This is a genomic window from Opitutus sp. ER46, assembly GCF_003054705.1.
In the GTDB taxonomy this organism is placed as follows: domain Bacteria; phylum Verrucomicrobiota; class Verrucomicrobiia; order Opitutales; family Opitutaceae; genus ER46.
In genome coordinates, this window is record NZ_QAYX01000014.1 from 1 (window position 1) to 12,779 (window position 12,779).

The window sequence follows — 12,779 nt, forward strand, 5'->3', positions numbered from 1 at the left end:
GCAGTAGAAGACCGACCCCAATTTGCCACCTAAACGAAGTTCCTACTGCATGGCTCCGGCTTACTCTTCCTCTTCCTCTTTCTCTTTCTCTCGAGCCGGCGCCGTCGTGCGCCGGGCCGGGCGGGATGAGCTCCCCGCGGTGGACCGCGGGGAAGTGACAGTGAAAGTGAAGGTGAAAGTGGGGAAGCTACGGACTTTGGCGGACACTGCTCTGGGTTCGGCCACTTTCACTCTCACTTTCACTTTCACTCCGAAGGCCACTTTCACTCCGAAGGTCACTCTCACTTTCACTTTATCCCAGCGGCTGCAGCCGCTGGGACAACGGATGTCCCACGGGACCCGTATGATCGCGGGCATGAACTCCACCTCCTCTGCCCGCTCCTTTCGCTGCTCGGTGCCCCTCGCTTACGGCTGGTCGCATGCCGGTGAGGCTTATCGCGTGACGCCCTGGCCTGACGTCCAGTTCGAGCGCCTCTACGGCGATGAATGGCTCGTGGTCGAGCCGACGCCCGAGGTGCTGGCGGCGGCGGGGGCGCGGGCGGACCGGAAGACCTGGCAGGCGTTTCTCTCCTTCGTGCCGGCGCACGTGCAGGAGTTTCTCGGACGCTTTCGGCGGCACCGGCTCGCCGCGCTGCAGGTGGCGGCCCGGTGTCCGGACCTGGTGGCCTCGCTGGAGGCGGCGCCGGCGTTAACTGTTTTCGTGGCGCAGCATGCGGGCCTGCGCGGCATCGCGGGGCCGCGCTGGGCGGAGCTGGCGGCGGTGTTTGAGCGGGGTGGGGTGTATGGCGTGCTCGAGTGGCTGGGGTTGCCGGCTTCGCGCCAGACGCTGGCAATTTTGCAGAGCGTGGTGACGCCGGACCTCGATCCGCTGTTGCTGGAGCCGCTCCGGAAGGTCCTGTGGGCGCCGCAGGGGATCTTCGCCCTGGCACGCCTGCCGGAGATCACCGATCGCGACCTCAACGACGCCTGCGCGCTGGCGGCTTAAGGTGCGGTTTCCAGCCGGCGGCGCGACGGGGGCCGCGAGGAGCAAAACAGGAGGTCGCCGGCAGGGAGTGGAACTGCCCCGGCACCCCGGCCAAATTCCGTTTGCCCCGGGCAGAACGGCCCGTCAGGGTCCGCGATTCTGCTCATGAGCGACATTCCTCAAGACATCACCCACGACCAGCATGCGGTCCGGCGGCAGAAGCTCGCCGACCTCCGCGCGGGTGGCTTCGACCCTTTCCGGGCGAACATCGCCACCACGCACTTCTCGGCTGATGCCAAAAAACTCTATGTCGAAGGGCAGGACTACGGGGTGACCGTCACCGTGGCCGGCCGGCTCGTCACCTTCCGCGTCCAGGGCGGCAGCTCGTTCGTGAAGATCCAGGACCAGCAGGGGCAACTGCAGCTGTACTTCCGCCGCGACGTCCTGGGCGAGGAGCGCTACGGCGTGTTCAAGAAGTCGCTCGACCTGGGCGACATCATCGGCGTCACCGGCACCCTCTTCAAAACCAAGACCGGGGAGATCACGGTGCGCGTCGACGCGTTCACGCTCCTCAGCAAGGCGCTGCGTCCGCTGCCGGAGAAGTTCCACGGCTTGAGCGATCCCGAGCAGGTGTATCGCCAGCGCTATCTGGACGTGATCGTGAACACCGAGTCGCGCGAGCGGCTCATGCTGCGCTCGCGGATCATCACGCACATCCGCCGCTTCCTCGAGGATCGGAACTTCATCGAGGTCGAGACGCCGGTGCTCGAAGGCACGGCGGGCGGCGCGGCGGCGCGTCCGTTCGTGACGCATCACAACGCGCTCAACGTCGATTTCTACCTGCGCATCGCGACCGAGCTGCGGCTGAAGCGGATGCTCGTCGGCGGCTTCGACCGGGTGTTCGAACTCGGCCGCATCTTCCGCAACGAAGGCGTTTCCCGGCGGCACAATCCCGAGTTCACGATGATGGAGGTCTATCAGGCCTACAGTGACTACCGCGGGATGATGGAACTGATCCGCGGGTTGCTGACCTCGCTCGTGCGCGACGTGATCCGCCCGGCCGACGGCTCGCTGAAGATCAAGCATCCGGCCAGCGGCCAGATGATCGACTTCGGCGGCGAATGGCGCGAGGTGCGCTACAAGGACCTGATCAAGGAAGCGACGGGCGACGCCGAGTGGTTCAGCCGCTCGAAGGCCGAGAAGATCGCGAAGGCCGAGGCCATGGGCCTGCAGGTGCATCCGGGTTGGGAGGAGTTCGAGATCACGAACGAGGTCTTCTCGAAGAAGATCGAGCCGACGCTGATCCAGCCGACCTTCGTCACGCACCTGCCCAAGGAGCTTTGCCCGCTGGCCAAGATCAACGTGGACGATCCGTCGGTGCTCGACGTGTTCGAGCTGACGATCGGCGGCATGGAGGTCGCGCCGGCGTACTCCGAGCAGAACGATCCCGACGTGCAGCGCGAAATGTTCGAGAAGCAGGCGGGCGAGGAACGGCAGAACATCGACAACGACTTCCTGCTCGCGCTCGAGCACGGCATGCCGCCGGCGGGTGGCATGGGCGTCGGCATCGACCGCCTCTGCATCCTCCTCACCGCGGCCGAGAGCATCCGCGACGTCATCCTCTTCCCGCAGCTCAGGCCCGGGAGTAACGGCTGATGCCGCCGGGCGGCGTCAGCCTAATGGAGAATGTAGAATGGAGAATGCAGAATGAAGAACGCAGAATGCAGGCGGCTGGTGGTCGTGGGCCGGTTTGCCCACTCTTCATTCTCCATTCTACATTCTGCATTAGCCGCGTAGCGGCGCCCCGATGCCCTGGTACTTCTATCTCGCCCTGAAGCAGCTCTTCCCGTCGGGGCGGAAGTTTCCGTTCTTCACGGCGATTTCCGTGCTCGGCGTGGCGCTGGGCGTGATCGTGCTGGTGGTCGTGCAGAGCGTGATGAGCGGGTTTGGCTACGAGATCCGCCGGATGATCGTCCAGACCGAGGGCGAGATTCAGATCAAGGCGCGGACCTACGTTTCCGACCATCGCGTCGTCGAGAAACGGATCGAGGCGGTGCGCGGGGTGGCGGGGGCGACGCCCTGGGCGGGCGGCATGCTGATCGTCGATCATCAGGGGCGGTACTCCGCGCCGCTCATGCGCGGCATCGACCTCCAGACCGTCTCCAAGGTGGTGGCGCTCGACCGCTACATCATCGCCGGTTCCTTCGATGCGCTGGACGACGATTCCGTGATCCTGAGCGCGGGGCTGGCGCAGACGCTCGGCGCGTGGGTCGGCAGCACGATTGAGCTCTATTCGCCGCTGATCCTGCAGCGCTACACGAGCGGCGAGGACATCCTGCTGCCGAAATCGGTGCGCGTCGCCGGCATCCTGCAGATCGGGCACCAACAACTCGACAGCTCGATGGTGTATTGCACGCTGCGCACGGCGCAGGAGCTCTACGACCTCGGCAACGCGGTCCACGGAATCAACGTCCGCCTCAAGCCGGGCTTTCACGAGGACGAGGTGGTGATGGCGATCAACGGCGTGCTGCCGGGCGACGTGCGCGCGTTCTCATGGATGGACAGCTTCGACGAGTTCCTCTGGGTGCTGAACCTGGAGAAGGGGATGATGTTCTTCCTGCTGCTGATCATCATCATCGTCGCGGCGTTTTCGGTGATGAGCTCGCTGCTGATCTCGGTGGTGCGCAAGACGCGCGAGATCGGCCTCCTCGGCGCGCTGGGCGGCAAGCCCCGCCACGTGGCCGCCTGCTTCTGCGCGCAGGGCTTCTTCATCGGCGCGTGCGGGACAATTGTCGGGCTCATCGGCGGCTTCACGCTGCTGGCCTTCCGCAACGAGCTGGTGCACGGCATCGCGACGCTGCTGGAGCGTCAGGCGGCGCTCGAGCGGTTCTACCAGTTCAGCAACCTGCCGGCGCACACCACGCCCGGCGACGTGATCACGATCGTGATCTTCACCGTCGTGATCTCGACGGTCGCCGGCCTGCTCCCGGCGTGGCGGGCATCGCGGCTCAAGCCGGTGGACGCCTTGCGCAGCGAATAGCCCGGATCCACGCGGCAACCGACGATCCCTTTCACCTGGACCCACGCCTGCCTTGACCTCCGGTTCACCCAGTTCCGCCGCCGCCCCTGCCGCCATCCTTACGGCGCGCGGGCTGGCGAAGACGTACCTCAGCGGCACGCAGCGTCTGCACGTGCTGCAAGCCGTCGACCTCGACGTCGCGGCGGGCCAGAGCGTCTCGATCCGCGGCGAATCGGGCTCGGGCAAGTCCACGCTGCTCAACCTTCTCTCGGGGCTCGATGCGCCCGACGTCGGCACCCTCACCTGGGCCGGCCAGCCGCCGAGCGTCGATCGCCGCGCGACGTACCTCGGGATGGTGTTCCAGTCCTTCTACCTGATCCCGGAACTCGACGCCCGGCAGAACGTGCTGATGGCGGCGCGCATGATCGGCATCCCGCGCGCGCGCGACCTCGCCCGTGCCAACGACCTCCTCGCGCGCGTCGGACTCGCCGGCCGCGCGCACCACCTGCCGGCGCAGTTGTCGGGCGGCGAACGTCAGCGCGTCGCGGTGGCGCGCGCGCTCATGAACACGCCGCAGCTCCTCCTGGCGGACGAGCCGACGGGCAATCTCGATGAGCACACGGGCGACGCGGTGATCGATCTCCTGGTCGGGCTTTGCCGCGAAACGCAGACGGCGCTGGTGCTCGTCACGCACAACGCCGCGCACGCCGCGAAGACCGATCGCCAGCTCTTCCTCCACGACGGCGTCCTGCGCGAACTCAGCTCGGGCAAGGCCTGAGCTGCGGGGGCGCGGTGACGCGTTGCCGCGTTGATCCGCACCGTCGGGGCCGCCTCGGCTCGCCGAGTATCTGGACATTATTCCGGCAGTATCCGGACATTATCGGCGAGTATCTGGACATTATCCCGTTATTTGCTGATGAACGGGTCATTATAATTGTTGCCCTCGGCACCTCGGTGTCCTGCGGACGCGTCCCGGGCCGGGCCACCGGCCGTCGGCGGGGCGGTTTGTCGGCGCGGGGAGCGGGCCGGTTTTTCGTGTCGCGGTCGAAGCCGCCGCCGCTACGGTCGCGCGTCATGGCTTCGACGAAGATTCAATGCGGTGTCGCCGGCGTGGGTTCGCTGGGGCAGCACCATGCGCGCATCTATGCCTCGCTTCCCGGCGCGGAGCTGGCGGGCATCTTCGAGACGAGCGACGCCCGGGCGGCGGAGATTTGCGCCCGCCACAACTGCCGGCGGTTCGCGACGCTCGAGGAGCTCGGCGACGCGTGCGACGCGGTGTCGATCGTCGTGCCGACAGACCGCCACGAGCAGGTGGCGCTGCCGCTGCTGGCGCGCGGCTGCCATCTCTTGATCGAGAAACCGCTCTGCGCCTCGCTGGCCGAAGCAGAGCGCGTGCTCGCCGCGGCGCGCGACCGCAACCTGCTCGTGCAGGTGGGGCATATCGAGCACTTCAACCCGGTGATGAGCTTCCTGGAGAAGGAGATCGACGAGCCCCGCTACATCACGGCCGAGCGCCTCGCGCCCTACCAGCCGCGCGGCACGGAGGTGGGTGTCGTGCTCGACCTGATGATTCACGACATCGGGATCGTGCTGGCGCTGGTGAAGTCGCCGATCGCGAAGATCGACAGCGTCGGCGTGGCGGTGCTCTCGAAGAGCGAGGACATCGCGAACGCGCGCATCCAGTTCCAGAACGGCTGCGTGGCGAACCTCAGCGCGAGCCGCATGAGCCTGAAGAAGGCGCGCGAGATCCGAATTTTCCAGGGCGACGCCTACCTGTCGCTCGATTTCATGAACCAGGCCGGGCACCTCGTGAAGAAGAGCGATATCATCGCCTACGGCCTGAAGATGAAGATCGGGCTCGTGAAGCCGGGTGACCTCAGCGCGATCCCGGTGCGCGAGATCCCGATCGAGAAGGGCGAGCCGCTGGCGCTGGAGCTGGCGAGCTTTGTCGAGAGCGTGACCAAGCTGAAGCAGCCCAAGGTCGGCGCGGCGCTGGGCAAGAGCGCGCTCGAAGTGGCGATCACCATAACAGACCAGATCCGGTCCGCGTGGAAGTGAGCGGGCGCACGGACGAACGCGCATGGCTGCCACGCAGGGCACGAACGTAGTTTTCCCGCCGCCGGCCGGGTCCGCCGTGGACCTGCTGATCGTCGCGGGCGAGCATTCCGGCGATGAGCATGCCGCGCGGATGGTGCGCGAACTGCGTACGCGGCATCCGGAGCTGCGGATCGCGGCGCTCGGCGGGCCGAAACTCGGGGCCTCCGGCGCGCAGTTGCTGCATGACCTGACGGCGTCGTCGGTTGTGGGCTTTGTCGAAGTGCTGAAGCACTACCCGTATTTTCGCGCGCTCTTCGCGGAGACGCTGCGCTGGATCGAGACGCACCGCCCGCGCGCCGTGTGCCTGGTGGACTATCCCGGTTTCAACCTGCGGCTGGCGGCGGCGCTGCGGGAACGCGGGCTGTCGGGGAAGGGCGGGGGCACGATCAAGACGCTCTACTACATCTCGCCGCAGATCTGGGCGTGGAAGGCCGGTCGCCGGTTTGCGATGGCGCGCGACCTCGACGCGATGGCGGTGATTTTCCCCTTCGAGCGCAACTGCTACGCCGACACCGCGCTGCCGGTGGAGTTTGTCGGCCATCCTTTCCTGGCGGCCGACTACCTGGCGCCGGTGCGGCATGATCCTGCCGGGCCGGTTCTGCTGTTGCCCGGCAGCCGGCGACAGGCGGTGGCGCGCATCTTCCCCGTGTTGCTCGAGGGCTTCCGCGCGTTTGGTGAGCGGCCGGCCGTGGTGCTTTATCCGAGCGAGACGATCCTGCGCGTCCTCCAGCAGGCGCGTCCGCCGGCCAACGTGCAGTTCGTCGCGATGGCCGAGCCGGAGGCGCTGGGCCAGGCGCCGATCGCGGCGTCGGCGGTGCTGACCTCCAGCGGGACGATGTCGATGCATTGCGCGCTGGCCGGGATTCCCGGCGCGATCGCCTACCGGGCGAATCCGCTCACGTACTATCTCGGCCGCCTCGTAGTGAAGGTGCCGTACATCGGCATCGCCAACCTGCTCCTGAACGAGCCGATGTACCCCGAGTTCATCCAAGGGGCGGCGACCCCGGCGGCGCTGGCGTCGGAACTCAGGTCCTGCCTGCATGATCGGGCACGGGCGGAGCGCACGGCGGACCAGGCGGCGCGGCTGCGGGCGATGCTCCGGGTGTCGGCTTCGGGCTCACCCGCGGAATGGGTGGCGGCGCAACTCTAGCTGCGCCGCATAGGGTTCGGTAATTCGTTGTGGTGCAAAAGCCTCGCCAAGTGCGGGGAATTGAACTTCGGTTGCAGCGCTCACACGTGTCTTCCCAGCAAAACACGCCTGTAGACTACCGGAACCATCCTCTCCTGTGGGCGGGGCTGGTGTTCGTCGTGGGCGTAATTTGCTTCGTTGCCGCCTGGTTCGTGATGGACGCGGAGCGCGACCGCCGGGAGGAACAGCGTTTCGGCCGGCTCAGGGATCGGGTCTTGCTCGCGCTGGAAGCGCGATTCCAGCCCGTCGAGCAGGCGCTGGTGGCGGGCCGCGTGCTGATCCCTGGCGACCAGATGCTGTCGCATGAGCAGTGGCGGCGGTTCGTCAACGATGGCGCGCACTACCTGGACCGGGGGCTGGTCGGACTCGGTTACGTGCAGCGCGTGCCGCGGGCGCAATTTGCCGAGCTGGAGCGGCGGATCCTGGCGCTGCGCTACACGGATTTTCACATCGAGGCCGATGGCACGGAGGACCCGGCCTACATCGTAACCCACATCGAACCTTTGGCGCGGAATCATGGCGCACTCGGCAAGGATGTCGGATCGGGCGTGGTGCGCCGCCGCGCGGCGGAGACGGCGATGCGCACCGGCAAGCCGACGATCACCGCGGGCATTCGCGTGATCGAGGGGCCGATCAAGGTGCCGGGCTGCCTTTTGTTCCTGCCCGTTTACCGGGGGGGCGAGGTCCCCGTGACGGAGGAGCAGCGCATCAGCTCACTGGTCGGGTGGACGTATGCCTCGCTGCGGCTCGACCTGCTGTTGCGCGGCGTGGTGGCGGATGTCGACGGGCAGGTGGCGCTGACGCTGTACGAGACCGGCGACGGCCGGGACGGCCAACTGGTGTTCGCGTCCCATCCGAATCTGCCCCTGGAGCCGGCGGCGTTTGAGGAGACGGTGGACCTGCCGGTTTACGGCCGCACCTGGCGGGTGCACCTGCGGACGACCTCGGTGTTCGATGCGCGCGGCGCGTCGGTGCTCGAGTGGGTGATCCTCGGTGGCGGCGTGCTGCTGAGCCTGCTGGCGGGCGCGTTCACGCTCGTGCTGGCCCAGTCGCGGCGGCACGCGCTCGCGCGCGCGCAGGTGGCGACGCGCGACTTGGGGCGGGCCGAGGCGGAGGCGCGCAAGCTCGCGCTGGTCGCGAGTCGCACGACGAGCGCCGTGATCATCACGGATCCCGACTGGCACATCGAGTGGGCGAACGAGAGCTTCCTGCGGTTGTACGGCTACACGCTCGAGGAGATCCGCGGCCAGCGACCGGGTGATTTCCTGCGCGGCCCGGGTTCCGACCAGAAGACACTGGACGACATCAGGACGGCGGCGGAAGCCGGCATGCCCTACCGGTGCGAGGTGCTGAACTACACCAAGGGCGGCGAGTCGCGCTGGGTGGAGATCGAGATCCAGCCGATCCGGGACGACGCGGGCGTGGTGGTCGGCCACATGTCGCTGCAGCTGGACGTGAGCGCGCGCCGCGAGATGCAGGACGCGCTGGCGAAGCGCGAAGCGGAGTGGCGGTTCATCTTTGAGTGCGCGCCGGTCGCGCTGGCGTGCGAGTGGTCGGCGGTGGACGGCACCAAGCGCCGGCTGTTCAATCGCGCGCACGACGCGCTGCTGGGCCTCACGCCCGCGCAGAAAGAGGACCCTGAGTTCTTCCGCAAGATCACGGATCCGGCCGACTGGGCGGAACAGGTGCGCATGTACCGCCGGCTCGAACGGCGGGAAATCGACACGTTTTCGATCGAGAAACGGTACCGCCTTTTCGACGGCCGCGTGGTGTGGACCGAGCTCACGTTCCACCGTGCGTGGACGCCGGAGGGCGGCTACCAGCAGGTCGCGGCGATCGTCGATCTGACGCCGGTGAAGATGCAGGCGGCGGAGCTGAAGAGCGCCAAGGAGGCGGCGGAGGCGGCGAACCTCGCGAAGAGTCAGTTCCTCGCGATGATGAGCCACGAGATCCGGACGCCGATGAACGGCGTGATCGGCATGACCTCGCTGCTGCTGGATTCGCCGCTCACGACGGAGCAGCAGGACTACGTCGACACCATCCGCCGCAGCGGCGACCTGCTGCTCACGATCATCAACGACATTCTCGATTTTTCGAAGATCGAGTCAGGCCGGATGGACTTCGAGAAGACGGAGTTTGACCTGCAGCAGGCGGTGCAGGGCGCGGTCGACTTGCTCATGCCGAAAGCCCGGCAGAAAGGGCTGATCCTCACGCTGGAGATCGAGCCGACGGTGCCAGCGCGGGTACGGGGCGATCCGACGCGGCTGCGGCAGATCCTGGTGAACCTTACGGGCAACGCGGTGAAATTCACCCACCAGGGGGGAGTCGTGCTGGCGGTGCGCCTCGTCGCGCAGGACAGCCGCCGCATCGAGTTGCTGTTCGCCGTGCGCGACACCGGCATCGGCATCCCCGAGTCGGCGCGGGCGCGGCTCTTCCAGGCGTTCACGCAGGTGGACGCGTCGATCACACGGCGCTTTGGGGGGACCGGGCTCGGCCTCGCGATCAGCCAGCGACTCGTCACGATGATGGGGGGACGCCTCTGGGTGGAGAGCACCGAAGGCGTGGGCTCGACGTTCTATTTCACGTTCCCGGCTGAACCGGCGGGTGACGATGAGGCGCCGGCGGGCGAGGCGACGGCGACCGAGCGCATTGCGCCGGCGACCGGCAGCGTGACGCCACCCCGGGCCGAGCAGGTGCTCGTGGCGGAGGACAACACCGTCAACCAGAAGGTCGCGCTCCTGCTGCTGCAGAAGCTCGGTTACCTTGCCGACGTCGCGGCGGATGGTCGCGAGGTGCTGGAGGCCGTCAAACGGGACCGCTACGACATCATCCTGATGGACGTACAGATGCCGGTGATGGACGGGCTGGCGGCGGCGCGGGCGATTCGCGACCTGGAACTGCCGCCGGACGAGCAGCCGTGGATCATTGCCGTGACGGCGAGTGCGAGCCGGGCGGACCGGGAGGCGTGCATTGCCGCCGGGATGAACGACCATATCACGAAACCCATCCTGTACGACGAACTGTGTGCCGCGCTCGAGCGCGCAAAGACGGCGCGGAAACAGAAGCCGCGCGGGGCGGAGTCGGAGTAGCGGGCGCTTGGGCTGACGGCGGGCGCGGGCGAGCGGGCAAGCGCGGCCGGCGATGGCTGGTGCGAGGCCTCGCGGACGCCGGCCGAGACTCAGCCTGCGGCTTCGACTTGCGTCGTGCCGGTGGCGGTGGGCGCGGCCGGCTGCGTGAGGGTGGCAATCTGCGGCTCGACGTGGCGCCAGAGCGCGCTGGCCTTCTCGATCACCATGGCGCGGCACTTCTCGATCTCGGCGTTGCGGGCGGCGCGGTTCTCTTCCGCGATGCGGGCGAGGTCGTCGAGGTTGTAGAGGAAGACGTTCTCCATGCCGGCGACGCCGGGATCGACGTCGCGTGGGAGCGCCTGGTCGATGAAGAACAGCGGGCGCGCGGGGCGCTTTTGCATGGCGGCGCGGACCGCGGGGGCGGTGACGACCACATCGGGCGCGGACGTCGCGCACACCACGACATCGAATTCGCTGAGGCGGGCCTCGCGCTGTTCGAACGGCATGGCGCTGGCGCCGAGGCTGCTCGCGAGCTCCATCGCGCGCTCGAAGCGGCGGCTGGCGACGGTGAGCGCCGCGGCGCCGCGGCTCTGGAACGCCTTGGCGGTCTTTTCGCCAATCTCACCGGCGCCGAGCAGGAGGATGCGGGTGTCCTTGAGGCTGCCGTAGATCGAGAGTGCGAGTTCCACGGCGACGTTGGCCACGCTCACCTGGCCCTCGGTGATGCCCGTGTTGCTGCGCACATGCTTGGCGGCCTGGAAGCCCTTTTGGAAAACACGGTTCAGGATCGGACCCGTGCAGCCGGCGCCCTGGGCACGCGCATAGGCGTCCTTCACCTGGCCGAAGATCTCGGTCTCACCGATCATCTGGGAATCGAGACCCGCGGAGACCTCGACGAGATGCTGCACGACGTCGCGGCCGCGGAGGTGGAGGCGTACCTTCTCGAACTCGGCACGATCAAAATGCTGGCGCGCGCAGAAGGCGGCGGTGACGCGCGCGGCCGCGTCGGAGCTGCTGGCGACGCCGTAGAACTCGACGCGGTTGCAGGTGTTCAGGATGGCGAACTCGCGGAGCCCGGAGATCGCGGCGAACTCGGCCTGGAGCGCCGCGGCCGCCTCGGCGCCGAGGGAGAGCTTCTCCCGGACCTCGAGCGGAACGCGCCGGTGGGTGGCGCCGATGAGAAAGAGTCCGTCGGCGCTCATGCGGCGGAGATGGCCGCGGCGGGCGCAGGGCGGCGGTTGTGGTCGACGGCGACGAGGGAGCCGAGCGCGCCGATGAACAGCACGAGGCAGGCCCAGGCGAAGCGGCGCGAGAGCAGGAGACCGCGGAGGCGGAGGCCGAGCACGGCGGTGCCGACGGCCCAGATGATCATGGCGGCAATGACCTTGGTCAGCGCGGCGGTCTGCGGCGCGCGCAGCCAGAACATCCAGATGATCGCCAGGGAGACGGTGAGGATGGCGACGCCGGCGCTGAGCAGCCGCACGCCGATGTGGTCGAGGTCGATGATCGAGGGCAGGAAGGAGAACCAGCCGCCGATCTTCTTCGACTGGAGGGAGTAGTTCCGGAGCAGGAACATGAGCGAGGTCATCGCGAGGAGCGCGAAGACGCCGTAGCTGAACACTGCGAGCGCGGCGTGGAGCTCGATCCAAGGATTGCTGCCGAAGATGTGCGTCCGCTGCGCGGCGTCCCAACCCGGGATGGCGAGGGACACCAGCATGAGCACGGCGGTGAGGCAGGAGGTGAAGTAGCCGAGCAGCGAGTTGCGGAAGGTGACGCCCACGACGACGTACAGGGTGATGGCCGACCAGGCGATGAACTGGTAAAGCTCGAAGGTGTTGCCGAGCGGGCAACCGGCGACGGCGCGACCGCGGATGCCGAGCCCGATGAGCTGCACGGCATAACCGGCCAGGATCAGCGTGTACGTGAGGTACCCGGAAGGGCGTCCGCCGCGCAGCAACGAGACCGTGCCCTGGAGGAAACCCAGGAGGTACAAGGCGGCGGCGACCCAGAGCCAGGTGCGATCGCTGATTTGGCTGAACACGCGTTGGACCGTAAGCACCGGGGCAGGCGGGGCAAGTCTCCGGCGGAAGCCTCGCAAACCATGCATGGGGTTTCGCAAACCGTGCACTTTCGGACCGGCGGGGACGCCCGGTTTTCCGGCTTTCGCCGGGGCGGGGGCGCCGCCAGCATGCCGGTGAAAACTGCCGTCATGCCCTCGCTTACGATCTCCCTCAATCTCACGGCGGGCCAGGTGCTCGCGTATTACCATGGGCAGGCGCAGGTCGTGCAGGCCATCGCCACGACCGGCCAGCGGGTGCAGTTTCCCGCCAATGCCCTGCGCCGCGTGGTGACCCAGGACGGGGTGCACGGCTGGTTTCGCATCGAGTTCGACGCCAACCATAAGTTCGTCGCCCTCGTGCCGGTGGACGGGGATTGAGCGCG

Annotated in this window: 10 protein-coding genes; 8 read left to right on the top strand and 2 right to left on the bottom strand. The window is 67.6% G+C overall.

The window, feature by feature from the left end; genetic code table 11:
* Nucleotides 1-355 precede the first annotated feature (355 nt).
* From DB354_RS01190 to DB354_RS01220, 7 genes are all read left to right on the top strand, one after another.
* Nucleotides 356-985, top strand: coding sequence for a hypothetical protein (locus DB354_RS01190; RefSeq protein WP_146180058.1), 630 nt, complete (start codon nucleotides 356-358; stop codon nucleotides 983-985).
* A gap of 144 nt (nucleotides 986-1,129) precedes the next feature.
* Nucleotides 1,130-2,620 (top strand): lysine--tRNA ligase, encoded by a 1,491-nt coding sequence (gene lysS / locus DB354_RS01195; RefSeq protein WP_107833606.1) that lies wholly within the window; start codon nucleotides 1,130-1,132, stop codon nucleotides 2,618-2,620.
* 151 nt (nucleotides 2,621-2,771) lie between these two features.
* A complete protein-coding gene (locus tag DB354_RS01200) occupies nucleotides 2,772-4,004 on the top strand; it encodes an ABC transporter permease (protein WP_107833607.1) in 1,233 nt (410 codons plus the stop codon).
* 52 nt (nucleotides 4,005-4,056) lie between these two features.
* The gene (locus DB354_RS01205) at nucleotides 4,057-4,761 is read left to right on the top strand and encodes an ABC transporter ATP-binding protein (RefSeq protein WP_107833608.1); all 705 of its coding nucleotides are present in this window, start codon (nucleotides 4,057-4,059) and stop codon (nucleotides 4,759-4,761) included.
* Between the two features lie 296 nt (nucleotides 4,762-5,057).
* Nucleotides 5,058-6,041, top strand: a complete 984-nt coding sequence (locus DB354_RS01210) for a Gfo/Idh/MocA family oxidoreductase (RefSeq protein ID WP_107833609.1) — start codon at nucleotides 5,058-5,060, stop codon at nucleotides 6,039-6,041.
* Between the two features lie 22 nt (nucleotides 6,042-6,063).
* A complete protein-coding gene (gene lpxB / locus DB354_RS01215; protein ID WP_107833610.1) occupies nucleotides 6,064-7,230 on the top strand; it encodes a lipid-A-disaccharide synthase in 1,167 nt (388 codons plus the stop codon).
* A gap of 86 nt (nucleotides 7,231-7,316) precedes the next feature.
* The gene (locus tag DB354_RS01220; RefSeq protein WP_146180059.1) at nucleotides 7,317-10,358 is read left to right on the top strand and encodes a CHASE domain-containing protein; all 3,042 of its coding nucleotides are present in this window, start codon (nucleotides 7,317-7,319) and stop codon (nucleotides 10,356-10,358) included.
* An 89-nt stretch (nucleotides 10,359-10,447) separates the two neighbouring features.
* On the opposite strand, the gene hemA is transcribed toward DB354_RS01220, so the two are convergent.
* Nucleotides 10,448-11,539: a glutamyl-tRNA reductase gene (hemA, locus tag DB354_RS01225; RefSeq protein ID WP_107833612.1), complete on the bottom strand. Its 1,092-nt coding sequence runs from the start codon at nucleotides 11,537-11,539 to the stop codon at nucleotides 10,448-10,450.
* Nucleotides 11,536-12,396, bottom strand: coding sequence for a cytochrome c biogenesis protein CcsA (gene ccsA, locus DB354_RS01230; RefSeq protein ID WP_233256515.1), 861 nt, complete (start codon nucleotides 12,394-12,396; stop codon nucleotides 11,536-11,538). Before ccsA ends, hemA begins: the two co-directional genes overlap by 4 nt.
* Nucleotides 12,397-12,546: 150 nt before the next feature.
* Here ccsA and DB354_RS01235 point away from each other — a divergent pair, with 150 nt between their 5' ends.
* A complete protein-coding gene (locus tag DB354_RS01235) occupies nucleotides 12,547-12,774 on the top strand; it encodes a DUF2835 domain-containing protein (protein WP_107833664.1) in 228 nt (75 codons plus the stop codon).
* Nucleotides 12,775-12,779 lie beyond the last annotated feature (5 nt).

Coding starts and splice junctions, on each gene's coding strand:
- DB354_RS01190 (WP_146180058.1), top strand. CDS start 356: ATGAACTCCACCTCCTCTGCCCGCTCCTTTCGCTGCTCGGTGCCCCTC.
- lysS (WP_107833606.1), top strand. CDS start 1,130: ATGAGCGACATTCCTCAAGACATCACCCACGACCAGCATGCGGTCCGG.
- DB354_RS01200 (WP_107833607.1), top strand. CDS start 2,772: ATGCCCTGGTACTTCTATCTCGCCCTGAAGCAGCTCTTCCCGTCGGGG.
- DB354_RS01210 (WP_107833609.1), top strand. CDS start 5,058: ATGGCTTCGACGAAGATTCAATGCGGTGTCGCCGGCGTGGGTTCGCTG.
- lpxB (WP_107833610.1), top strand. CDS start 6,064: ATGGCTGCCACGCAGGGCACGAACGTAGTTTTCCCGCCGCCGGCCGGG.
- hemA (WP_107833612.1), bottom strand. CDS start 11,539: ATGAGCGCCGACGGACTCTTTCTCATCGGCGCCACCCACCGGCGCGTT.
- DB354_RS01235 (WP_107833664.1), top strand. CDS start 12,547: ATGCCCTCGCTTACGATCTCCCTCAATCTCACGGCGGGCCAGGTGCTC.